Source organism: Methylopila turkensis, from assembly GCF_027922325.1.
In the GTDB taxonomy this organism is placed as follows: domain Bacteria; phylum Pseudomonadota; class Alphaproteobacteria; order Rhizobiales; family Methylopilaceae; genus Methylopila; species Methylopila turkensis.
The window spans coordinates 39,250-59,762 of record NZ_BSFL01000002.1 but is presented as its reverse complement, the minus strand read 5'-3'; the positions used below and the strand labels follow the sequence as shown (position 1 = coordinate 59,762).

The following is a 20,513-nucleotide window of genomic DNA, read 5'->3' as shown; positions in this document are numbered from 1 at the left end:
CCTCAGGGCTTGACCACGAGGAAGCAGAAGGTCGCGAACAGAACCAGGTGGATCAGGCCGTAGAGGATGTTCGTGCGGCCGGTGCCGAAGGTCAGCAGCGCTACGCCGAAGGTCACGAGCAGGAGCACCGTGTCCTTCGAATCGAGCCCGAGCTCCAGCGGCGCGCCGAACACGATCGAGAGCGTGGCGATCGCCGGAATGGTCAGGCCGATGGTCGCGCAGGCCGATCCGAGCGCGAGGTTGACGCTCTTCTGCAGCTTGTCGGCGCGGGCGGCGCGCACCGCCGCGCTGAATTCCGGCAGCAGGATCAGGAACGCGACGATGACGCCGGCCACCGCCGCCGGCGCGCCCGCGGCCTGCAAGCCGACGTCGACGGTCGCGGTGAAGGTCTTCGACAGCAGGATCACCACCAGCAGCGACGCGATCAGGAAGCCGAACGAGATCAGCGTCGCTCGGTTGCTCGGCTTGTGCGCCTTGTCCGCGACCTCGTCGTCCTTGATGACGACCGCGAAATACTCCCGGTTGCGCACGGTCTGCGTGTAAAGGAAGGCGAGGTAGATCGCGAGCGTCGCCGCGCCGGCGAAGGCGAGTTGCACCGGCGAGTAAGCCCCGCCCGGCGCCGCCACCGTGTGGTTTGGCAGCACGAGCGAGAGCGCGCAGAGCGGGATCAGGACGGCGAGATAGGCGTTGGCTCCGGTGACGCGGAAGCTCTGCTCCTTGTGGCGCAGGCCGCCCATCAGGATGCAGAGGCCGACGAGGCCGTTGCCGACGATCATGACCACCGCCAGGATGGTGTCTCGCGCGAGCGCCGGGTTGGCGTTCTCGCCGAGCATCGCGGAGGCGAGCAGCGCCACCTCCATCACCGTCACCGCCATGGCGAGCACGAGGGTGCCGAACGGCTCGCCGGTGCGGTGGGCGATCAGCTCGGCGTGGTAGACCGCGGCGAACACCGCGCCGAACAGCACCGGCACGAGCGCGATCGCGACGCCGAGGCTGAGCGCCGAGCCGTCATAGCCGCCGTCCAGTCCCGTGAGCTTCAGCACGGCGACGAAGGCGAGGCCGAGCAACGGCAGGCCCCAGGCGCTGACCGGCGTCGCCGGATCGGACGTCGGGAGACCGGTTCCATGCGGGGCGGTCGGCACGGCGTCGTCGGCGGTCGTCATTCAGCTAGGCTCCTTGGGTCGTCCGACATGTAAGAACCGCCGGCGCGGAGGGCGCGTCGGCGGTCTATGCGGTTTGCGCAGGATCGATTATCCACACGGGGTTTAGAACACAGGCCGGCGGCGTCCAGCCTTTCCCGTCGCGTCGCCGTGAACATGAGCGTGATGACCCTCGCAACGACCGATCCTATCGTCGCCCCGGAGACGCTCGCGGTCGCGCCTCGGCCGGATCATCTGCTGGTGGCGGAAATGGTCGCGGCGGGTTCCCGCGTGCTCGACGTCGGCTGCGGCGACGGGGCGCTGCTGAGGCTGCTGATCGAACGGCGCGGCGTCGACGGCCGCGGCATCGAGCTGTCGCAGTCCGGGGTCAACGCCTGCGTGTCCCACGGCCTGTCGGTGATCCAGGGCGACGCCGACGCGGACCTCGGCTACTACCCCGACGACGCCTTCGACTACGTGGTGCTGTCGCAGACGCTGCAGGCGACGCGCCGGCCGAAGGCGGTGGTGGAGGATCTCCTGCGCATCGGCCGGCGGGCGATCGTCTCGTTCCCGAACTTCGGCCACTGGCGCACGCGCTCCCAGTTCTTCCTGCGCGGGCGGATGCCTCAAAACGCCAATCTGCCGGAAACCTGGTTCGAGACGCCGAACATCCACCTCTGCACCATCCGCGACTTCGTAGATCTGGTGGAGCTTCTGGGCGCGCGCATCGAGCGCGCGGTGGCGCTGGACGCCACCGGCCGTCCTGTGCGGGTCAACGCGCCGTGGTGGGTGTGGAACCTGTTCGGCGCGCAGGGCGTGTTTCTGCTCAGCCGCAGCTGACGTCTCGCGGTCAGCCGCCCGGCGCCGGCGCGGGCACGCCCGCCGGCGCGGGATTGAGCGCAGGTGACCGCACGACCCGCCGGGTCGAGCGCGCCGGGAGCGGGCGCATCACCTGCTTCGTCGCTTCCACGATGTGGACGCCCGCGAAGGGCGACCACAGCCGCGCGCCGATCCGTTCGAAGGCGAAGGCGGAGCGCAGCATCAGCCCGCGCTCGACCGGCCACATGAACAGCGCCTCCTCCCAGCCTTCGGGCGTGAACAGGGCTTCGCGCAGCAGGTCGGTGAGCTGACTGCGGCTGAAGGGGCGGCCGTGGCCGAACGGCGTCGTGTCGGTCTGCGCCCACGCGCCGCGCCGGTTGGGCGCGACCACGATGAGCCGGCCGCCGGGCGCGAGGCAGCGCCAAGCCTCGCGCAGCACCTCGCCCGCCGCGTCGCTGGTTTCGAGCGCATGCACCGCCACGACGCGGTCGACGGTCGCGTCCGGCAGCGGCCACATGTCGGCCTCCACCAGCGCCGAGCCGTTGGGGCCGGCTTCCGGCCAGGCGATCACGCCCTGCTGCGCCGGCGAGAACGACAGCAGCCGCTCCGCCTCGCTCCGGAACACGCCGAGATAGGGGCTGGCGTAGCCGACGCCGAGCACGCGCAGGCCGTTCACGGAAGGCCAGCGCGCGCGCAGCTTGGCCCGCAGGATGCGCCGGGCGATCTCGCCGAGCGGCCGGGCGTAGAAATCGCGAAGGTCGACGACGTCGAGCGGCATGGGGCTTATGTAGCGGTCTGGTCGCCCGCTGGCGACTCACGAGACCGCCGCCTTGACCTGCCGGACGCAAGGCCCAGTCTAGGCGGCGAACGCTGGAGACCGCATGCCCGCCGACATCGTCCTCATCCCCTGCCTGTCCGACAATTACGCCGTGCTGCTCTCCGACCAGGAGAGCGGAACGGTCGCGCTGGTCGACGCCCCGGAGGCCGGACCGATCCTGGCCGCGCTCGACGCGCGCGGCTGGACGCTGACCCACGTGCTGATCACCCACAAGCACCCGGACCACATCGACGGCCTGCCCGAGCTGAAGCGCCGCTTCGCGCCGACGGTGTTCGGCCCCGCCGCGGAGGCTGCCGCGATCCCGGGGCTCGACGTCACGCTCAGCGAGGGCGACGTGGCCGAGGTCGGACCATGGTCGTTCGAGGTGATCGCGACGCCCGGACACACCAAGGGCCACATCGTCTATCACGAGCCGACCGAACGCTGGCTCTTCGCCGGCGACACGCTGTTCGTCATGGGCTGCGGCCGGCTGTTCGAGGACACGCCGCAGGCGATGTGGCGCTCGCTCTCCAAGCTCGCGGCGCTTCCGAACGAGACGCGGCTCTGGTGCGGCCACGAATACACGCTCTCGAACGCGCGCTTCTGCGCCGGCGTGCTGCCGGACGATCCGGCGATCGCCGAGCGGCTGAAGCGGGTCGAAGCCGATCGCGCGGCGGGGCGGCCGACCGTGCCGTCCACGATCGGCGCCGAGAAGGCGACCAACGTCTTTCTCCGCGCCGCCGAGAGCAAGGTGGCGGCGGCGGTCGGGCTCGAGGGCGACGATCCGGCCGCGACCTTCGCGGAGCTGCGCGAGCGGAAGAACCGCGGATGAGCGACCTGACCGGACTGTCCGCCGCCGAAGTCGTGGCCCGCCTCGGGCTGCAGCCGCATCCCGAGGGCGGGCATTTCCGCGAGACGTTCCGCGATCCCGCCACCGACGCCGGCGGACGATCGCGTTCGACCGCGATCTACTTTCTGCTGGCCGCAGGCGAGGTCTCGGCCTGGCACAAGGTCGACGCGGTCGAGGTCTGGCACCACTACGCCGGCGCGCCGCTGGTGGTCTCGCTGTCGCCGAACGGCCATGACGCCGAAGCGCATCGGCTCGGGACCAACCTGCTGGCCGGCGAGGCGCCGCAGGTGGTGGTGCCCGCCGGCTGGTGGCAGGCAGCCGAATCGCTCGGGGCGTGGACGCTGGTCGGCTGCACGGTGGCGCCGGGCTTCGACTTCGCCGGCTTCGAGCTCGCGCCTCCGGATTGGCGGCCGACGCCGCGGCCGTCAGGCGGGGGGTGAGTCTCCGCCCTCGACCGGCGTGCGCCGTCCGCCGAAGGTCGCGACCAGCGCGCCGCCGACGATGAGCGCGCAGGCGAGGGCGAGCGCCGGCGTCGCCTCGGCGTAGCCGGTCGCGACCAGCAGCAGCGTCGACAGCGCCGGCGCGGCGTAGGCTGCGACGCCGAGCAGCCGCACGTCGCCGCGCTTCATGCCGACGTCCCAGAGGTAGAACGCCGCGCCGACCGGCCCGAGGCCGAGCGCGATCACGCCGCCCCATTCGGCGGCGCCCGCGGGCCAGACCGCCGGTTCGAGCATGAGGTGGCAGAGCGCGGCGAGCGTCGCCGTGCCGAGGCAGAAGCCCGCCACCGCCTCGGTCGGCACGGCGTGGAACAGCCGCGAGCTGACCGAGTACGCCGCCCAGATGACCGCGCAGGCGACGGCCGAGGCATATCCTGGCAGATGCGCCGCCTCGAAGCCGAGACCGCCGGAGCGCGCCGCGATCAGCGTCGCCGCGCCCGTGAGCCCGAGCGCGGCGCCTATCACGTGGCGCACGGTCAGGCCGCCGCCCGGCAGCAGCGCCGAGAACAGCACGATCAGCAGCGGCCAGAGATAGGCGACCAGGCTCGCCTCCGCCGGCGGGCTGAGCTTGAGCGCGGTGAAGTAGAAGAAGTGAAAGCCGAACAGGCCGCCGACGCCGTGCAGCCACACGGACCAGGGCTGCCGGAGGGCCGCGAGGCCGCCGGGCCGGAGCGCCGCGACGGCGAGCCCGAGCAGGCCGCCGATCGCGAAGGTGAGGGCGGTCAGCAGGAATGGCGGCGTCGCGCCGGTCGCCGCGGTGAACAGCGCGAGCGTCGCCCAGAGCAGGATCGCCCCGCCGCCGGTCAAAGTGGCGCGGTTCATGGACGGATCGGCGCTGCGGCGCGCATGGACAAGCCTCTCGTCGACGTAAGGCGAGGGCGGTGTAGCGCGGCTTCGCGGGCCGGTTAAGCCGGCAGCTGGATCAGACCGCGCTGCGTCCTGTCACGAGCCGGTAGATCAGGATCGCCGCCGCGGCGAGCAGGAGCAGGTGGATCAGCGCGCCGCTGACCTTGAACACGATGAAGCTCAGCGCCCAGACGACCACCAGGATCGCGATCAAAGCCCACGGCATGGCGTCCTACTCCCTACAAGGCCGCCGGCCCGGAGCGGAGCGATCCGGCGGGGGCGGGGGACGCGGATATAGCCCGCCGCGTCGGGCCGCCAAGCCCCGCGCATGAGCGCTTGTGAGGGTGGCCCCATCTCCAATCGTCCGCGAGGGCGGCGCGTCAGGGGCGATGCTGCGGCGAGGGCATGGTATTGGTATTGTTTTGGCTTGCGCCTTGCCGGGCATCCCGCGATGTTCGCTCAGGGATCGCGTTACTGGGTCGGGTGGAATCATGAGAGTTCTGACAGCGCTCGTCGTCGCGGCCGGGATGTCCGCGGCGGCGCCGGGGCAGGCGCAGCAGGCGCCCGTCGATCGCGGCATGGCGCTGATGAGCGCCCGCGTCACCGCGGCCGGGGCATTGATCGACGGCGCCGGCGCCGTTTCGGCGCGGTCGGTCGGGCCCGGTCGCTACCTCGTGGAGTTCGGTCGAAACATTGAAGGCTGCACGGTCATCCCGACCAGCCAGAACAACACCGGTATGACATTCACATCGTTGTCGACAGGCTCGACGGCTGATGTCGTGATCCTGTACGTCCCGTCCGGCGAATATTACTCCGCCGCCTTCCAGATGATCGTGTATTGCTACAAGTGATGTCCTTCGCCACGACGGCGATCCCGCCAATCGATCAGGGGCGATCAGCCGCCTGGCGCTGACCGGCGAGGGTTCGCGGCGCGCCGCGCCGTGCGCTCATGCGATCCTCGGCCGGCGAGCTTTTTCCCCTTCCCGAAGCGCCCGTCTCGGTCCAGCGCGAGGGGCTGGGCCGCCGGGACCGAAACGCCACGGCCAGTTATGACGGGCCGGCTGCGCGCTTTCAGATGACAAGCGTCACATTATATTATATTCGACATACCACGAGCGCCGCCCGTCCGTTTGGACGGCGGCGCGCAAAGGGAGACACGCGCATGCCGCTGAGCAAGGAGCACAAGGCCGCGACGCGAGAGCGGATCTTGTCGCGCGCCGCCGCGCTCTTCCGGCGCGACGGCGTCGACGGCGTCAGCGTGCCGGCCCTCATGAAGGAGGCCGGACTGACCCATGGCGGCTTCTACGCGCATTTCAGCTCCAAGGACGCGCTGATCGCCGAGGCGGTCGAGCGCTCGCTGAGCGAGACCGTCGACCACCTCGTGTCGGTCGCCCGGCGCGGCGACGAAGACGGCCGCGAGCGCGTGGCCGACGTGATCGACGCCTACGTCAACCCCGAGCATCGCGACCATCCGGAGGTCGGCTGCGCGGTCGCGGCGCTTGGGGCGGAGACCTCGCGCGGAGAGGCTGTGGTGCAGAAGGCGATGGCCGACGGCGCTCGGGCCTCCGCCGAGCGTCTTGGCGCGGCGCTGGGAGGCGGGGACCAGGCTCTCGACGACATGCTCGGCCTCTACGCGGGCATGATCGGCGCGATCGTGCTGGCCCGCGCCTGCCGCGACGACGAGGCGCTGTCGGATCGCGTGATCGACGTTTGCCGCGAGCGGTTGAAGAAGACGTTCGCGGCGTGAGCGACGAAGCGGCCGCTTCGCCCGTCTTCACCTCCGCGCTCGACCCGCGCACCCGCGCCATGCTCGAGGCGCCGATCGCGCCGCTGATCCTGCGGATGGCCTGGCCGAACCTGGTCGTCATGCTGCTGCAGGCGGCGACCGGGCTGATCGAGACCTACTGGGTCGGCCGGCTCGGGCCGGATGCGCTCGCCGGCATGGCGCTGGTGTTTCCGCCCTTCATGCTGATGCAGATGCTCTCCGTCGGCGCGATGGGCGGCGGCGTGTCGTCGGCTGTGGCGCGGGCGCTCGGCTCCGGCCGGCGCGACGACGCGGATCGCGTCGCGTTCCATGGCGTCGTGCTGTTCGGCGCGATCGGCGCGACCTTCTCTCTGCTCGCGCTCGCCTTCGGCCGGCCGTTCTACGCCATGCTGGGCGCCGAGGGCGGCGCGCTCGAGGCGGCGGTGGCCTATTCGAACGTCGTCTTCGCGGGCAACGTGCTGCTCTGGATCATGAACGCGCTCGCGAGCGCGCTGCGGGGCACGGGCGACATGCTCGTGCCGGCGGGCGTGACGTGCTTCGGCGTGCTGTTGATCGTCCCGCTCTCGCCGCTGCTGATCTACGGCTACGGACCGCTGGCCGGGCTCGGCGTGCCGGGCGGCGGGCTGGCCATCGTCGTCTTCAACGCGCTCGGTTGCTGCTACCTCGCCTGGCACGTGCTTTCGGGGCGAAGTCTCGTCCGGCTGAAGCGCGGCCCTCTCGAATGGCGGTTCTTCGCCGACATCCTCAAGGTCGGCGCGCTCGCCTCGCTGACGTCGGTCCAGACCAACCTCATCTTCATCACGGTGACTGCGGTCGCCGGCCGAATGGCGGGCGCCGAGGCGCTCGCCGGCTACGGCACGGGCGCGCGGCTCGAATACCTGCTGATCCCGCTGTCCTTCGGCCTCGGCGCGCCGCTGGTGCCGCTGGTCGGCACGAACGTCGGCGCGGGCGACGCCGCGCGCGCCAAGCGGATCGCGTTCACGGGCGCGGCCTTCGCTTTCATCGCCGCCGAAGCCGTCGGGCTGGCGGCCGCCGCGGCGCCGGCGGCGTGGCTCGGGATCTTCGGCGCGGAGCCCGAAATGATCGCGGCCGGATCGAGCTACCTGACGATCGCAGGGCCGACCTACGGTTTCTTCGCCTTCGGCATGGCGCTCTACTTCGCGGCCCAAGGCGCGGGACGGCTGGGCGGACCGCTCGCCGTCACGCTCGGCCGAACGGCGATCGCGATCGGCGGGGCCGTGCTCGCCGCGGCGCTCGGCGCGCCGCTGTGGACCGTGTTCGCGGCGGTGGCCATCGGCCTCGTGTTCTACGGCGTGGCGATGGGCGCGCTCACGGCCGCTGCGGACTGGCGCCGCCGGGCCTGAGCCTGAGCCGTCCAGGCTTCGCGAACACGGAACGGATCTCAGCAAACGCGCTCAAGCTCGCCACGGACGTCGGAGCCGCGTGAGCAGGTCGCTGCGGCCGACCCCGACCCGGATCCGATGGGTCGCGAGGCGCACCCGCGCCGGCGCCGGCCGCAGCAGCGAAGCCGCGCGTGGATCCCGAGCCTCGGAGGAGGAGGCGAAGAATCCGCTTGCGGGCGACGCCCGATCTTTTTATATGATGATCGTAATTTGTAAAGGGACCTCGGGGACGAAGCCGATGATCACCGCCCGCACTGCCGGCCTCCTGGGGGTCGCGACCGCGGCGCTCGCCCTCGGCGCCTGCAAGCCGGAGGCGCAAGCCGACCCGCGCCAGGCGGCTCGCGTGGTTCAGACCGCGACGGTGGAGCCGGCGGGGGCGCTGCGCCGGTCCTTCACGGGGGTCGTCGCCGCGCGGGTCCAGAGCAACCTCGGCTTCCGCGTCTCGGGAAAGATCGTCGAGCGCCTCGTGGACACGGGCGTGACCGTGAAGGCCGGGCAGCCGCTGATGCGGATCGACCGGACCGATCTCGACCTCGCCATCACGTCGCGTGAGCGCGCCGTGGCGTCGGCTGCGGCCGTGCAGCAGCAGGCCGCCGCCGACGAGGTCCGCTACCGCGAGCTCCGCAAAGCCGGATGGTCGACGCAGCAGCGCTACGAGCAGGCGAAGGCCGCGCTCGATACCGCGAACGCCCAGCTCGAGGCCGCGAAGGCGCAGGCCCAGATGGCGCGGAACGAGAGCGCCTACTCGGTCCTCGTGGCCGACGAGGATGGCGTCGTGGTCGAGACCCTGGGCGAGCCCGGACAGGTCGTCTCCGCGGGCCAGGTGGTGCTGCGCATCGCCCGCAGCGGATCGCGCGAGGCCTCGATCAGCCTTCCCGAGGCGATCCGGCCCGCGATCGGGTCGCGGGCTGAGGCGACGCTCTACGGCGGCGAGCTGAAAGGCGCCGCGACCTTGCGCCAGCTTTCCGACGCCGCCGAGCCCCGCACCCGGACCTATGAGGCGCGCTACGTGCTGGGCGGGGACGCCGCCAAAGCGCCGCTCGGCGCGACGGTGACCGTGGGCGTCACGATCGAGGGCGCCGCGGGCGGCGCGCGCGTTCCGCTGTCGGCGCTGAACGACGACGGCTCGGGCGCCTTCGTCTGGACCGTGATCGCGGGCTCGAAGCTCGAACGGCGACCGGTCAAGATCGCCCGCCTCGGCGCGGACTTCGCGACCCTCGCCGAGGGCGTCGCGACGGGCGAGACGGTGGTGGCCACAGGCGGCCGGTTCCTGCGCGAAGACGAGGCGATCCGCGTGGCCGGGAACAAGGCCGCGATGCAATGAGCGGCTGGAACCTGTCCGCGCTCGCCGTCCGGGAGCGCGGGATCACGCTCTTCCTCATCATCGCGACGATCGTCGCCGGCGCGGTCGCCTATCTGAAGCTCGGCCGCGCCGAGGATCCGCTGTTCACCATCAAGGTCATGACGGTGACGGCGGTTTGGCCCGGCGCGACCGCGCAGGAGATGCAGGATCTCGTCGCCGATCCGATCGAGAAGAAGCTCCAGGAGCTTCAGTACTACGACCGGGTCGAGACGCTGACGCGCCCGGGCCTCGCCCTGCTGACCATGAGCCTCGTGGATTCCACGCCTCCCCAGGCGGTCGCCGCTCAGTTTTACGAGGCCCGCAAGAAGCTCGAGCTCGGCGACCTCAGGACGAAGCTCCCCCAGGGCGCGCTCGGGCCCTTCGTGAACGACGAGTATTCCGACGTCGCCTTCGCGGTCTACGCGCTTAAAGGTCATGGCCTGCCCGAGCGCCAGCTCGTGCGCCACGCCGAGACCCTCCGCCAGCGCCTGCTGCAGGTTCCGGGCGTGAAGAAGGTCGACATCATGGGCGAGCGCCCGGAGCGGATCTTCGTCAACTTCTCCTATGCCCGGCTTGCGACGCTCGGCGTCAGCCCCAACGACGTCTTTGGCGCGCTCCAGCGCCAGAACGCGGTGACCTCCGCGGGCTCGGTCGAGACCTCCGGGCCGGAGGTGTTCGTCCGGCTCGACGGCGCGCTCGACAGCCTCGACCGCATCCGCGACACGCCGATCGTCTCGAACGGCCGCACGCTGAAGCTCTCCGACATCGCGACCGTCGAACGCGGCTACGAGGACCCGCCGACGCTGCTCGTCCGCAACGGCGGCGAGGAGGCCCTTCTCCTAAACGTCGTCATGAAGGAGCGCTGGAACGGGCTGGATCTCGGCGCGGCGCTCGAGAAGGCCGAGGCCACGCTCGGCGCCGACCTTCCCGTCGGCGTGACGATCTCCAAGGTGTCGGACCAAGCGGTCAACATCGACGAGGCGGTCAGCGAGTTCATGCTGAAGTTCTACGTCGCGCTCGCCGTCGTGATGATCGTGTGCCTGATGAGCCTCGGCTGGCGCGTCGGCGTGGTCGTCGCCGCGGCGGTGCCGCTGACGCTCGCGATCGTGCTCGTGATCATGATGGTCACCGGCCGCATGTTCGACCGCATCACGCTCGGCGCGCTGATCCTGTCTCTCGGCCTTCTGGTCGACGACGCCATCATCGCGATCGAGATCATGGTGGTGAAGCTCGAGGAGGGCCTGAGCCGCGTCGAGGCCGCGACCTACGCCTGGTCGCACACCGCGGCGCCCATGCTGGCCGGCACCGTCGTGACGGTGTTCGGCTTCCTGCCCGTCGGCTTCGCGGCGTCGGGCGCGGGCGAGTACGCCGGCAACATCTTCTGGGTGACCGGCTTCGCGCTGCTCGCGTCCTGGGTCGTGGCGGTCGCCTTCACGCCGTATCTCGGCGTGAAGCTGTTGCCCGACATCAAGAAGCTCCCCGGCGAGGCGCACGGTCAGCTCTACGCCACGCCGATGTTCGAGCGCTTCCGGAGCCTCGTGCGCTGGTCCGTCCGGCGCAAGTTTTTGGTCGCGGGTCTGACGGCCGCGGCGTTCGCAGTCTCCGTGGTCGGCATGGGCGCGCTCAAGCAGCAGTTCTTCCCGACCTCCGACCGGCCCGAGGTTCTGCTCGAGGTGCAGATGCCCGAAGGCACGGGGATCAACGTCACGAGCCGCACCGCCGCGAAAGTCGAGGACTGGCTGCTCAAGCAGCCGGAGGCCAGGATCGTCACGGCCTATGTCGGGGCCGGCGCGCCGCGCTTCTTCTTCTCCTACAATCCCGAATTGCCCGACCCATCCTTCGCCAAGATCGTCGTGCTGACCGGCGGCGAGGAGGAGCGCGAGGCGCTCAAGCTGAAGGCGCGGCGGGAGATCGCGGACGGCCTCGCGCCGGAGGCGCAGGTGCGAGTCTCGCAACTCGTGTTCGGCCCCTACACGCGCTACCCGGTCGCCTTCCGGGTCATGGGCCCGGACCCGCAGGTCCTGCGCGGGATCGCCGACACGGTCCAGGCCGTGATGACGGCCAATCCCAACACGCGCACGGTCAACCAGGACTGGGGCGAGCGCGCCCCGACCGCGCGCTTCGTGCTGGATCAGGACCGCCTCCAGGCGATCGGCCTGACGACCGCGGGCGTCTCCGATCAGCTCCAGGTCCTGCTCAGGGGCGTCACCGTCGCCCAGGTCCGCGAGGACATCCGGGCGGTGGCGCTCGTTGTGCGGAGCGATCTCGGCGCGGCTCCCGATCTCGGCCGGCTCGGCGACCTCACCATCGTGAACCGCGAGGGAGCGCCGGTGCCGCTTGCCCAGATCGGCCACGTCGAGGCGCGCCCGGAAGACCCGGTGACGCGCCGGCGCAACCGCATCCCGACCATCACGGTCCAGAGCGACATCGACGAGCGCCTGCAGCCGCCGCAGGTCACGGCGGAAGTGTTCAAGGCGCTTGCGCCCACGATCGCGGCGCTGCCTCCGGGCTACCGCATCGAGATCGGCGGCAACGCCGAGGAGTCCGCCAAGGCCAACGCCGCGCTCGTCCCGATCTTCCCCATCATGGTCGGCTTCATCCTGCTCACCCTCATCCTCCAGGTCCGCAGCTTCTCGGCCATGTGGATGGTGTTCCTCACCGCCCCGCTCGGGCTCGTCGGCGTGGTGCCGACGCTGATGCTGTTCAACGTGCCGTTCGGCTTCAACGGCATCCTCGGGATGATCGGGCTCTCCGGCATCCTGATGCGCAACACGCTCATCCTGATCGGGCAGATCCACACCAACGAGGCGGAGGGCATGAGCCCTTACGATGCGGTGGTGGAGGCGACCGTCCAGCGGGCCCGGCCGGTGGTGCTGACCGCGCTCGCCGCCGTGTTCGCCTTCACGCCGCTGACGCTCTCGGTGTTCTGGGGCTCGCTCGCCTACACGCTGATCGGCGGAACCGCGGCCGGCACCGTTCTCATCCTGCTCTTCCTGCCCGCCCTCTACGCGATCTGGTTCCGCATCCGCCCGGAGAAGGGCGAGAGCCCGGCGCCGATCGCGGCGCCTGCGCGCGCCTGAGACGAAGGCCCCCTCGACCCTGACCGATCGGAGAACCTCCATGAGCCTTCAAGCGCCCGCCGCCGCCGCCAAGCCGCCGAGCAAGCATCTCCGGCGGTACGGACCATGGGCGCTCGTGACCGGGGCCTCCGACGGGATCGGGCGCGCCATCGCCGAGCGGTTGGCGATGGGCGGCTTCAACCTCGTGCTGGTCGCACGGCGGCAGGAGGCGCTCGACGCGCTCGCGGCCGATCTCGGCCGGACGGGCGTCGAGACGCGCGTGGTGGCGAACGACCTCGGTCCCCGGGGAGGGGCGGCGCAGCTCGATCGGGCGACGGCCGATCTCGACGTCGGGCTGGTGATCGCCGCCGCGGGGTTCGGCACGTCCGGCGACCTGCTCGAGTCCCGGCTCGAGACCGAGCTCGACATGGTCGACCTGAACTGCCGCGCGGTCGTCGAGATTTCGTCCGTGTTCGGCCATCGGCTGGCGAAGCGCGGCCGAGGCGGCCTCGTCCTGTTCAGCTCCGTCCTCGCCTTCCAGGGCGCGGCGGGCGCCGCGAACTACGCCGCGACGAAAGCCTTCGTGCAGACCTTCGCGGAAGGACTCGGGGAGGAGCTGAAGCCGCGAGGCGTCGACGTGCTGGCCACGGCTCCGGGGCCGACGCACACCGGCTTCGCCAGCCGCGCCAATATGAAGATGGGTTTCGCCGCTTCGCCCGAGGATGTGGCGCGCGCGACGATCGCCGCGCTCGGTCGATCGGGGACGGTTCGCCCCGGCTTCGTCGCGAAGCTTCTCGGCTGGTCGCTCACGCCGCTCCCGCGGCGGGCGCGCGCGGCGATCATGGGCCGGGCCATGGCGAGCATGCGGCCCAAACCCGCGTCGGCTGCCTAAATCGATGCTGACGCAAATCCAAACCCTCTAGGTCAAGAGTAACCTGAGGGAACTTCTCCAAATGCGTGCTAAGCCATTGAAAAGGTTGGTGCCCGAAACAGGGATCGAACCTGTGACCCCACCCGTGTGAAGGGTGTGCTCTCCCGCTGAGCTATTCGGGCGCCGATGCGAGGACGGTCGTTTACGCCGGATCGAACCGGATTTCAATGGTCAGATCGCAGACGCGCGGTCGAAGCGGCGTTCAGGCGGCGAGGCCGAGGCGGCGCAGGGCGTCGTCGAGCTCGTCGAAATGGTCGATCACGACGTCGCCGCCGAGCTCGCGCGGGGGCGTCGTGGTGTAGCCGAAGCTCATGACCACGCTCGGAATTCCGGCCGCCTTCGCGGTTTCGACGTCGGTCGCGCTGTCGCCGATCATCACCGCGCGGGCCGGGTCGCCGCCGACGCGTTCGATCGCGCCGATGAGCGGCTTAGGGTCGGGCTTCGCGACGCCGAAGGTGTCGCCGCCGACGATCGCGCCGAAGCGGTCCGCGGCGCCCAGTTCGCCGAGCAGCTTCACCGCGAAGCGCTCGAGCTTGTTGGTGCAGATCGCGAGCTTCGCGCCCGAGGCGGCGAGCCGGTCGAGCGCGGCCTCGGCGCCGGGGAACAGGTGGCTGCGGTCGGCGATGTGGGCGTCGTAATGGTCGAGAAACACGCGGTAGAGCTCGAGCATCCGCTCCTCGGGCAGGTCGACGCCCTCGGCGCGCAGGCCGCGTTCGACCAGCGCCCGCGCGCCGGCGCCCATCATGCCGCGCACCTCGTCGGCCGGCAGCCGCGGCAGCCCTTCCGCCGCCATGGCCGCGGCGAGCGCCTCGACGAGGTCAGGCGCGGATTCCACCAGCGTGCCGTCGAGGTCGAACACCACGGTCAGCGGTGCGGGCGGGGAGGCAAGGGGCATGGCGTGGGATGTCCTGACGGGCGGGGGAAGGGCGATTGGGCGCTGATTACCGCCGCCGCCGCCGCCGCCGCAAGGCTGGCGTCCGGGCGATCATGCCGGCGGGGGCGGCGGCTGCTAACCTGCCGGACGGGATTCGCCGCCTCGTCGGCCGGGTCCCGCCCGATGAAGGAGGCCGTCCCATGTCCGTCGTCCGCACCGTGCTGCTCGCGTCGCTGGCCTGTCTTTCGGCCGGGGCGGCGAGCGCGCAGGAGTTCGCTTTTCTCGCCGCGCCGCAGACCGACCTCAACCGGATGTACCGGGTCGACCGGGAGACCGGCGAGGTCGGCTCCTGCCAGTATGCGGTGAAGGAAGGCGCGGTCGGCGTCACGCTCTGCTTCCCCGCGGGCGAGGGCGCCGGGCCGCAGGAGCCGGGCGTCTACGATCTCGCGGCCACCAACCACGCCAAGGAGGCCGGGGTGTTCCGCGTCGACCGTCGCACGGGCCGCATGAGCGTGTGCTACGTGCTTGGCGAACAGGTGGTCTGCACGCCGATGGCGCGCTGATCGGCGGGGGTCTGGCCGGGCCCGGCGCGCGCGTGTTAAACCGCCCCGCCTCGAAACACAGGAGTTCGTGCGCGCCATGGACGGTCTTTCCGACCCAACTCTGCTGATCGACCGCGCCTATGTTGACGGCGCCTGGACCGGCGAGCCCGAGGTCGAGGTCACGGACCCCGCCACCGGCGAGGTCGTCGGCCGGGTTCCCAATCTCGGCGCGGAGGCCGCGACCGCGGCGGTCGAAGCCGCCTCCCGCGCGTTCAAGCCTTGGGCGGCGAAGCTCGCCAAGGAGCGCTCGGCGATCCTGCGCCGATGGTACGATCTGATCGTCGCCAACCGCGACGATCTCGCGCTGATCATGACGCGCGAGCAGGGCAAGCCGCTCGCCGAGGCGAAGGGCGAGATCGACTACGCCGCCTCCTTCGTCGAGTTCTTCGCCGAGGAGGCGAAGCGCATCAACGGTGACACGCTGCCGAGCCACCGCGCCGACGCCCGCATCCTGGTGCTGCGCCAGCCGGCGGGCGTGGTCGCGGCGATCACGCCCTGGAACTTCCCGGCGGCCATGATCACCCGCAAATGCGCGCCGGCGCTCGCCGCGGGCTGCACCGTGGTGGTGAAGCCCGCGATGGAGACGCCGCTGACGGCGCTCGCCCTTGCGAAGCTCGCCGAGCAGGCCGGCGTGCCGGCCGGCGCGCTCAGCGTCGTCACCGGCGACGCCAAGCCGATCGGCGAGGTGTTCACGAGCCATCCGGCGGTGCGCGTCGTGTCCTTCACCGGCTCGACCGAGGTCGGCAAGCTGCTGATGCGCCAGTCCGCCTCGACCGTGAAGCGGGTCGCGCTGGAGCTCGGCGGCAACGCGCCCTTCATCGTCTTCGACGACGCCGATCTCGACGCGGCGGTCGAAGGCGCGATGGTCTCGAAGTACCGTAACATGGGCCAGACCTGCGTCTGCGCGAACCGCATCTACGTGCAGGCGGGCGTCTACGACGCCTTCGCCGAGAAGCTGGTGGCGGCGGTCGCGAAGCTGAAGGTCGGGCGCGGCGTCGAGGACGGCGTCACCCAGGGGCCGTTGATCACGCCGAAGGCGGTCGACAAGGTCGAGCGCCTTCTCGCCGACGCGACCGCGAAGGGCGCGGAGGTCCTGACCGGCGGCGGCCGCCACGCGCTCGGCGGCACGTTCTTCGAGCCGACCGTCGTCGGCGGCGTCCGCCAGGACATGGCGATCGCCCGCGAGGAGGCCTTCGGCCCGGTCGCGCCGCTGTTCCGCTTCGAGACCGAGGGCGAGGTGATCGACTACGCCAACGCCACGGAGTACGGCCTCGCCGCCTACTTCTATGCGCGGGACGTGGGGCGGATATTCCGGGTCGGCGAAGCCCTTGAATACGGCATGGTCGGCATCAACTCCGGTCTGATATCGACGGAACTGGCGCCGTTCGGCGGAGTCAAGGAAAGCGGGCAGGGCCGCGAAGGCTCGCAGCGCGGCGTCGACGAGTTCGTGGACATCAAGTATCTGCTCGTGGCCGGCCTCGCCGGCTGAAAGGCCAACGCCTGCTTGCGGCCGGCCCCGCCGGCCAGAAGGATTTCGACGTCGTGACCACCGAAGATTTCAAACGCGCCGCGGCGGAGGCCGCGCTCGCGCACGTCCAGCCCGGCATGAAGCTCGGGCTCGGCACCGGCTCCACCGCCGCGCTGTTCGTCGAGTTGCTCGGCGCGCGCGTCGCGGAGGGCCTCCACGTGGTCGGCGTGCCGACCTCCGAGTCCACCCGCGAGCTCGCCGAGCGCTTCGGCGTGCCGCTGACCACGCTGAAGGAGGAGCCGGAGCTCGACCTCACCGTGGACGGCGCCGACGAGGTCGATCCCGAGCTGCGCCTGATCAAGGGCGGCGGCGCGGCCCTGCTGCGCGAGAAGATCGTGGCCTTCGCGTCCAAGCGGATGATCGTGATCGCCGACGCCAAGAAGGTCGTGCCGACCCTCGGCGCTTTCCCGCTGCCGATCGAGGTCGTGCCGTTCGGCAAGGAGGCGACCCGCCGCGCCGTGGAGCGCGCCGCGGCCGAACTCGGCCTGTCCGGGAAGGTGGAGCTGCGCCGCGCCGAGGACGCCTGTCCGATCGTGACCGACAGCGGGCACTCGATCCTCGACGGCCATTTCGGCCGCATCGACCGTCCCGAGGAGCTGGCCGCCGCGCTGTCGGCGATCCCCGGCGTCGTCGAGCACGGACTTTTCATCGGCCTCGCCGACCTCGCGCTGATCGCGGGGGCCGACGGGGTCACCGCCATCGAGGCGAAGCCGGCCGGGACCGAAGCCCGCAGGAGAACCGCATGACGTTCCACGCCACCCTGCGCCGCGTCGGCGTCGCGGCCGCTTTCGCCCTCGCCGCGTCGACCGGCGCCGCCTTCGCGCAGGCCGACCAGGCCGCGAAGCTGAAGCTCGCCCATGACGTCATCGAGGTGTCCGGCGCCGCCAGCAGCTTCGACGGCATCATCCCGATCTTCCTCGACGAGGCCAAACGCACCTTCGTCCGCACCCGGCCCGAGCTGTCGAAGGACTTCGACGAGGTCATCAAGGTGCTCGAGCCGGAGTTCGAGAAGCGCCGCGAGCAGCTGATCAACGACGTCGCCACCGTCTACGCCGAGCGCTTCACCGACGCTGAGCTCGCCGACATCAAGGCCTTCTACGAGACGGCCTCGGGCAAGAAGCTCGTGACCATCCTGCCGAGCGTGCTGCAGGCGTCCTACGAGAGGACCAACGCCTGGAGCCGCCAGATGAGCCAGGACGTGGTGACGCGCATGCGCGAAGAGATGCGCAAGAAGGGCCACGACATCTGAGCGAGGCGCCGTCGCGCGGCGGCCGCGCTCATGGCCGGCGCCCGAGCAGCGCCACGAACACGAGGCCGCCCACGATCCCGGTGACGACGCCGACCGGCATGTCGTCCGGCGCGATCACCGTGCGGGCGGCCATGTCGGCCAGGACCAGAGCGAGCGCGCCGATGAGCGCGCTCGCCGGCAGCACGAGCCGGTTGTCGCCGCCGAGCAGAAGCCGCGCGGCGTGGGGCGTCATCAGCCCGACGAAGCCGATCATGCCGGACACCGACACCATCACGCCGGTGACGAAGGCCCCGACCACCATATGGGCGAGGCGCGCCCGCTCCACCTCGACGCCGAGCGTGGCGGCGGTCTCGTCGCCCATGGCGAGGGCGTTCAGGTCCCGCGCCTTCGCCACGAAAAACGCTCCGCCGAGAACAAGCGCCAGCGCCGGAACCGGCACGGTGGACCAGTCGCTCGCGCCGAAGCCGCCCAGCGTCCAGAACACGACGTTCGCCGCCGAGCGCTGATCCGCGAACAGGATCAGCATGTTGGCGCAGGCGGTCACCACGAAGGCCACCGCAACGCCGGTCAGGATCAACCGGTCCGCGCTCCCGGCGCCGGTCGCGCGCGACACCGCGAGCACGGTCAGCGTCGCGCCCAGCGCGCCGAGAAAGGCGAACAGCGGCGTGGTGGCCGGGCCGAATGCGTCGCCCACATGCAGGATCGCGAGATTGGCGCCGAAGGCCGCGCCGGCGGCGACGCCCAGAAGGTGCGGATCGGCGAGCGGATTGCGGGTGGCGGACTGCATCGCCGCGCCCACCATGCCAAGCCCCGCGCCGACGATCGCCGCCAGCACCGCGCGGGGCGCGCGCAGCTCCCACACGATCGCCGCCCGCCCCGGCGTCGAGGCGCCCGGGCCGGCGAGGCCGAAGCGCTCCAGCACGATGGCGACGATCTCGGCTTGAGGGATGCGAGCCGCGCCAAGCATGAGGGACGCCGCCATGGCGGCCGCGATCAGCAGCAGCCCGCAGCCCGCCACCGCCGCGAAACGGAGGGCGACGCCGACCCCGGCGCTCCGGCGGTCAGCGCGCGCCATGCAGGAACTCCGCGATCTTCTCCACCGCCGTCACGTTGCGGGGGCCGGGCGTCAGCTCGTCGTAGCCGAGGATCAGCACCCGGTTCTCCTTGAGGGGGCGCAGATCGCGCAGGCCGGGGCGCGCGCGGATGTAGGCCATCTTCTGCGCGGCGCTGCCGCCGCCGTGGTCCAGCACCACGATGGCGTCCGGGTCGCGCTCGATCACGCTCTCCCAGCTTATGCGCGTCCAGTTGCCGGCGACGTCGTGGGCGATGTTGACGCCGCCGGCCGCCTCGATCAGCGCGGTCGGCATGGCGTGGCCGCCCGCGGTGCCCGCCGCCCGGCCGGCGCCGTCATAGAGAAACACCCGCGGGCGGGACGGGGCGTCCGCCACCCGTCCGGCGACCGCCGCCACGCGGGCGCGATAGCCCGCGACCAGCGCCTCGGCCCGGTCCTCGACGGCGAAGATGCGGCCGAGGTTGAGCAGGTCGCGGTAGAGAAAATCGAGCGTCGGCTTCTCGCGCCGCCCGATGCGGACGCAGCTTTCGGTCAGCTCGTAGACGGGGATCCCGAGCCGGCCGAGCGTCGCCGGCGTCACTTCGCCCCCGGCGCGCATGCCGTAGCTCCAGCCGGCGAAGTAGAAGTCGGCCCCGGCCTCAAGCAGCGCTTCGCGCGTGGGGTACTGGCGCTGGATCTGGCGCAAGCGGGCCGCCTTGGGGAACAGCTCCGCGGACGCCCGCACCCGCTCGCGCGAGCCGATGTAGCCGATCATGCGGTCGGTGAGGTCGAGCGCCAGCATCATCTCGGTGAGGTTGGAATCGTAGGAGACGGCGCGTTCGGGCGGCCGGTCGTAGGTCGCCAGCCGGTCGCAGCTCCGCACCGTGACCGGATGCGCCGCCGCGGGCCCGGCGCAAAGCGCGAGCAGGACGCCGGCCGTCGCTCGGGCCCGGATCACGCCTTGTCCTCCGGCAGGCTGTAGGCGAAGCGCAGCCCGCCACGCCAGGACGTGACCTCGGCCTCGACCCCGAAGCTGCGGCGGATCAGGTCCGGCTGGAGCGTCTCGCGCACCGGGCCGAACGCGGCGGGGCGCCCCTCGTCCAGCACGAGCGCCGCGTCCGCCATGTCGGCCGCGAAGTCGAGATCGTGCAGCGTGGCGACGATCGTGAGGTCGAGCCCCTTCAGAAGCCGGATCGCCTCCAGCCGGTGGCGGATGTCGAGATGATTGGTGGGCTCGTCCAGCACCAGCAGCCCCGGCTCCTGCGCCAGCGCGCGGGCGATCAGCGTCCGCTGTTTCTCGCCGCCGGAAAGCGTCGCGAAGCGGCGTCCGGCGAGATGGGCGATCTCCATGCGCGCCATGGCCTCCGCCACCACCGCGGCCGAGGCGTCGCCGGCGAAGAGGCTGGCCGCATGGGGCGTGCGGCCGGCCTCAACCATCTCCCGCACGGTGAAGGGGAAGTCCGGCGGCGTCTCCTGCAGCACGGCGGCCACCCGCCGCGCCGCCAAGCGGGGGGCGAGCGACCAGAGGTCGTCGCCGTCGAGCCGCACCGTTCCGGACCGCGGCCGGTTGACCCGGTAGAGGCAGCGCAGCAGCGAGGATTTGCCCGCACCGTTCGCCCCGACCACCGCCAGGCGGCCGCCGGGAGCGAGCGCGAAGCTTACGCCAGACACCACCGGGGGGCGGCCCGGAGGCCCCCACGCCAGATTCTCCACCTCCAGCCGGACAGGCGCGGCCATGGCG

General features: G+C 71.4%; 21 protein-coding genes and 1 tRNA gene. 13 read left to right on the top strand and 9 right to left on the bottom strand.

Features of this window, described 5'->3' with window-relative positions:
* Positions 1–2: 2 nt before the first annotated feature.
* Positions 3–1,163, bottom strand: a complete 1,161-nt coding sequence (locus tag PKE78_RS06910; RefSeq protein WP_271200144.1) for a calcium:cation antiporter — start codon at positions 1,161–1,163, stop codon at positions 3–5.
* 162 nt (positions 1,164–1,325) lie between these two features.
* Between PKE78_RS06910 and metW the strand changes: the two genes are divergently transcribed.
* Positions 1,326–1,979 (top strand): methionine biosynthesis protein MetW, encoded by a 654-nt coding sequence (gene metW / locus PKE78_RS06905; RefSeq protein ID WP_271200143.1) that lies wholly within the window; start codon positions 1,326–1,328, stop codon positions 1,977–1,979.
* A 10-nt stretch (positions 1,980–1,989) separates the two neighbouring features.
* Here metW and PKE78_RS06900 read toward each other — a convergent pair whose 3' ends face one another.
* Positions 1,990–2,736, bottom strand: a complete 747-nt coding sequence (locus PKE78_RS06900) for a methyltransferase domain-containing protein (RefSeq protein WP_271200142.1) — start codon at positions 2,734–2,736, stop codon at positions 1,990–1,992.
* 103 nt (positions 2,737–2,839) lie between these two features.
* Here PKE78_RS06900 and gloB point away from each other — a divergent pair, with 103 nt between their 5' ends.
* A complete protein-coding gene (gene gloB, locus PKE78_RS06895; RefSeq protein ID WP_271200141.1) occupies positions 2,840–3,607 on the top strand; it encodes a hydroxyacylglutathione hydrolase in 768 nt (255 codons plus the stop codon).
* Positions 3,604–4,065, top strand: coding sequence for a cupin domain-containing protein (locus tag PKE78_RS06890; RefSeq protein WP_271200140.1), 462 nt, complete (start codon positions 3,604–3,606; stop codon positions 4,063–4,065). The genes gloB and PKE78_RS06890 overlap by 4 nt, the downstream gene beginning before the upstream one ends.
* Here the strand turns inward: PKE78_RS06890 and yddG are convergent.
* On the bottom strand, positions 4,051–4,944 hold the full coding sequence (gene yddG / locus PKE78_RS06885) for an aromatic amino acid exporter YddG (RefSeq protein WP_271200139.1): 894 nt from the start codon (positions 4,942–4,944) through the stop codon (positions 4,051–4,053). The genes PKE78_RS06890 and yddG overlap by 15 nt on opposite strands.
* 100 nt (positions 4,945–5,044) lie before the next feature.
* Positions 5,045–5,194 (bottom strand): lmo0937 family membrane protein, encoded by a 150-nt coding sequence (locus PKE78_RS06880; RefSeq protein ID WP_271200138.1) that lies wholly within the window; start codon positions 5,192–5,194, stop codon positions 5,045–5,047.
* A 301-nt stretch (positions 5,195–5,495) separates the two neighbouring features.
* On the opposite strand from PKE78_RS06880, the gene PKE78_RS06875 reads away from it, so the two are divergent.
* The 6 genes from PKE78_RS06875 to PKE78_RS06850 all read left to right on the top strand — a co-directional run bounded on the left by PKE78_RS06875 (position 5,496) and on the right by PKE78_RS06850 (position 13,429).
* Positions 5,496–5,819 (top strand): hypothetical protein, encoded by a 324-nt coding sequence (locus tag PKE78_RS06875; RefSeq protein ID WP_271200137.1) that lies wholly within the window; start codon positions 5,496–5,498, stop codon positions 5,817–5,819.
* A 311-nt stretch (positions 5,820–6,130) separates the two neighbouring features.
* Positions 6,131–6,715: a TetR/AcrR family transcriptional regulator gene (locus tag PKE78_RS06870; protein ID WP_271200136.1), complete on the top strand. Its 585-nt coding sequence runs from the start codon at positions 6,131–6,133 to the stop codon at positions 6,713–6,715.
* Complete coding sequence (locus PKE78_RS06865; protein ID WP_271200135.1) at positions 6,712–8,097, top strand: MATE family efflux transporter; 1,386 nt, start codon at positions 6,712–6,714, stop codon at positions 8,095–8,097. The genes PKE78_RS06870 and PKE78_RS06865 overlap by 4 nt, the downstream gene beginning before the upstream one ends.
* 277 nt (positions 8,098–8,374) lie before the next feature.
* Positions 8,375–9,460, top strand: coding sequence for an efflux RND transporter periplasmic adaptor subunit (locus PKE78_RS06860; RefSeq protein WP_271200134.1), 1,086 nt, complete (start codon positions 8,375–8,377; stop codon positions 9,458–9,460).
* On the top strand, positions 9,457–12,558 hold the full coding sequence (locus PKE78_RS06855; protein WP_271200133.1) for an efflux RND transporter permease subunit: 3,102 nt from the start codon (positions 9,457–9,459) through the stop codon (positions 12,556–12,558). Before PKE78_RS06860 ends, PKE78_RS06855 begins: the two co-directional genes overlap by 4 nt.
* A 40-nt stretch (positions 12,559–12,598) precedes the next feature.
* The gene (locus PKE78_RS06850; RefSeq protein WP_271200132.1) at positions 12,599–13,429 is read left to right on the top strand and encodes an SDR family NAD(P)-dependent oxidoreductase; all 831 of its coding nucleotides are present in this window, start codon (positions 12,599–12,601) and stop codon (positions 13,427–13,429) included.
* A gap of 86 nt (positions 13,430–13,515) precedes the next feature.
* Here the strand turns inward: PKE78_RS06850 and PKE78_RS06845 are convergent.
* Positions 13,516–13,590: transfer RNA gene (locus PKE78_RS06845), tRNA-Val, on the bottom strand.
* A gap of 80 nt (positions 13,591–13,670) precedes the next feature.
* Positions 13,671–14,363, bottom strand: a complete 693-nt coding sequence (gene gph / locus PKE78_RS06840) for a phosphoglycolate phosphatase (protein WP_271200131.1) — start codon at positions 14,361–14,363, stop codon at positions 13,671–13,673.
* A gap of 179 nt (positions 14,364–14,542) precedes the next feature.
* On the opposite strand from gph, the gene PKE78_RS06835 reads away from it, so the two are divergent.
* From PKE78_RS06835 to PKE78_RS06820, 4 genes are all read left to right on the top strand, one after another.
* A complete protein-coding gene (locus PKE78_RS06835; RefSeq protein ID WP_271200130.1) occupies positions 14,543–14,905 on the top strand; it encodes a hypothetical protein in 363 nt (120 codons plus the stop codon).
* A 76-nt stretch (positions 14,906–14,981) separates the two neighbouring features.
* Positions 14,982–16,433, top strand: coding sequence for an NAD-dependent succinate-semialdehyde dehydrogenase (locus tag PKE78_RS06830; RefSeq protein WP_271200129.1), 1,452 nt, complete (start codon positions 14,982–14,984; stop codon positions 16,431–16,433).
* A 53-nt stretch (positions 16,434–16,486) separates the two neighbouring features.
* The gene (gene rpiA / locus PKE78_RS06825) at positions 16,487–17,218 is read left to right on the top strand and encodes a ribose-5-phosphate isomerase RpiA (RefSeq protein ID WP_271200128.1); all 732 of its coding nucleotides are present in this window, start codon (positions 16,487–16,489) and stop codon (positions 17,216–17,218) included.
* Positions 17,215–17,721: a DUF2059 domain-containing protein gene (locus tag PKE78_RS06820; protein WP_271200127.1), complete on the top strand. Its 507-nt coding sequence runs from the start codon at positions 17,215–17,217 to the stop codon at positions 17,719–17,721. Before rpiA ends, PKE78_RS06820 begins: the two co-directional genes overlap by 4 nt.
* A 28-nt stretch (positions 17,722–17,749) precedes the next feature.
* Here the strand turns inward: PKE78_RS06820 and PKE78_RS06815 are convergent, their stop codons facing one another.
* Genes PKE78_RS06815 through PKE78_RS06805 form a run of 3 tightly spaced genes read right to left on the bottom strand, consistent with a single transcriptional unit; the run spans position 17,750 to position 20,509 of the window.
* On the bottom strand, positions 17,750–18,796 hold the full coding sequence (locus tag PKE78_RS06815) for a FecCD family ABC transporter permease (protein ID WP_271200126.1): 1,047 nt from the start codon (positions 18,794–18,796) through the stop codon (positions 17,750–17,752).
* Positions 18,783–19,730: an ABC transporter substrate-binding protein gene (locus PKE78_RS06810; protein ID WP_271200125.1), complete on the bottom strand. Its 948-nt coding sequence runs from the start codon at positions 19,728–19,730 to the stop codon at positions 18,783–18,785. The genes PKE78_RS06815 and PKE78_RS06810 overlap by 14 nt, the downstream gene beginning before the upstream one ends.
* Positions 19,727–20,509 (bottom strand): ABC transporter ATP-binding protein, encoded by a 783-nt coding sequence (locus tag PKE78_RS06805; RefSeq protein WP_271200124.1) that lies wholly within the window; start codon positions 20,507–20,509, stop codon positions 19,727–19,729. The genes PKE78_RS06810 and PKE78_RS06805 overlap by 4 nt, the downstream gene beginning before the upstream one ends.
* Between the last annotated feature and the right edge of the window lie 4 nt (positions 20,510–20,513).

Excerpts from the sequence above, each read along its gene's own strand:
- yddG (WP_271200139.1), bottom strand. The coding sequence starts at position 4,944 with ATGAACCGCGCCACTTTGACCGGCGGCGGGGCGATCCTGCTCTGGGCG.
- metW (WP_271200143.1), top strand. The coding sequence starts at position 1,326 with ATGACCCTCGCAACGACCGATCCTATCGTCGCCCCGGAGACGCTCGCG.
- PKE78_RS06875 (WP_271200137.1), top strand. The coding sequence starts at position 5,496 with ATGTCCGCGGCGGCGCCGGGGCAGGCGCAGCAGGCGCCCGTCGATCGC.
- PKE78_RS06835 (WP_271200130.1), top strand. The coding sequence starts at position 14,543 with ATGTCCGTCGTCCGCACCGTGCTGCTCGCGTCGCTGGCCTGTCTTTCG.
- PKE78_RS06890 (WP_271200140.1), top strand. The coding sequence starts at position 3,604 with ATGAGCGACCTGACCGGACTGTCCGCCGCCGAAGTCGTGGCCCGCCTC.
- gloB (WP_271200141.1), top strand. The coding sequence starts at position 2,840 with ATGCCCGCCGACATCGTCCTCATCCCCTGCCTGTCCGACAATTACGCC.
- PKE78_RS06880 (WP_271200138.1), bottom strand. The coding sequence starts at position 5,194 with ATGCCGTGGGCTTTGATCGCGATCCTGGTGGTCGTCTGGGCGCTGAGC.
- PKE78_RS06805 (WP_271200124.1), bottom strand. The coding sequence starts at position 20,509 with ATGGCCGCGCCTGTCCGGCTGGAGGTGGAGAATCTGGCGTGGGGGCCT.
- PKE78_RS06860 (WP_271200134.1), top strand. The coding sequence starts at position 8,375 with ATGATCACCGCCCGCACTGCCGGCCTCCTGGGGGTCGCGACCGCGGCG.
- PKE78_RS06850 (WP_271200132.1), top strand. The coding sequence starts at position 12,599 with ATGAGCCTTCAAGCGCCCGCCGCCGCCGCCAAGCCGCCGAGCAAGCAT.
- PKE78_RS06900 (WP_271200142.1), bottom strand. The coding sequence starts at position 2,736 with ATGCCGCTCGACGTCGTCGACCTTCGCGATTTCTACGCCCGGCCGCTC.
- PKE78_RS06830 (WP_271200129.1), top strand. The coding sequence starts at position 14,982 with ATGGACGGTCTTTCCGACCCAACTCTGCTGATCGACCGCGCCTATGTT.
- PKE78_RS06870 (WP_271200136.1), top strand. The coding sequence starts at position 6,131 with ATGCCGCTGAGCAAGGAGCACAAGGCCGCGACGCGAGAGCGGATCTTG.
- PKE78_RS06910 (WP_271200144.1), bottom strand. The coding sequence starts at position 1,163 with ATGACGACCGCCGACGACGCCGTGCCGACCGCCCCGCATGGAACCGGT.
- PKE78_RS06815 (WP_271200126.1), bottom strand. The coding sequence starts at position 18,796 with ATGGCGCGCGCTGACCGCCGGAGCGCCGGGGTCGGCGTCGCCCTCCGT.
- PKE78_RS06855 (WP_271200133.1), top strand. The coding sequence starts at position 9,457 with ATGAGCGGCTGGAACCTGTCCGCGCTCGCCGTCCGGGAGCGCGGGATC.
- gph (WP_271200131.1), bottom strand. The coding sequence starts at position 14,363 with ATGCCCCTTGCCTCCCCGCCCGCACCGCTGACCGTGGTGTTCGACCTC.
- PKE78_RS06820 (WP_271200127.1), top strand. The coding sequence starts at position 17,215 with ATGACGTTCCACGCCACCCTGCGCCGCGTCGGCGTCGCGGCCGCTTTC.